The sequence below is a fragment of the Haloarcula sp. Atlit-120R genome, from assembly GCF_003665885.1.
GTDB classification, from domain to species: domain Archaea; phylum Halobacteriota; class Halobacteria; order Halobacteriales; family Haloarculaceae; genus Haloarcula; species Haloarcula taiwanensis.
The window spans coordinates 1-441 of sequence record NZ_QPLN01000110.1; the positions used below are offsets into that span (position 1 = coordinate 1).

General features: G+C 64.9%; 1 pseudogene. It reads right to left on the reverse strand.

From position 1 onward, the window contains the following. Nucleotides 1–441: pseudogene (locus DVK01_RS21460) on the reverse strand (DNA topoisomerase IV subunit B); the annotation flags it as partial.

Genomic DNA, 441 nt, shown 5'->3' on the forward strand with positions numbered 1-441 from the left:
GGCCCTCGAACTGCGGGTCGGGGTGCTTGACGGAGATGACGGCGGTGAGTCCCTCGCGAACGTCCTCGCCGCGGAGGTTGTCGCCGTCGAGGTCGTCGAGCATGTCGTGGCTGTTCGCGTAGTCGTTGACGACGCGGGTGAGCGCCGTCTTGAACCCGGTCAGATGCGTGCCGCCCTCGCGGGTGTTGATGTTGTTGGCGAAGGCGTGAATCGACCCCTGGAGCTCGTCGGTCGCCTGCATGGCGATTTCGACCTCGATGCCCTCCGACTCGTCGTCGTAGTAGATGACGTCGTCGTGGAGCGCCGTCTTGGTCTCGTTGAGGTACTCGACGAACTCGCGGATGCCGCCCTCGAAGAGGAACGTGCTCGACTCGTCGGTCCGCTCGTCGGAGAGCGAAATCTCGACCCCGGAGTTGAGGAACGCGAGCTCTCGCAGGCGGT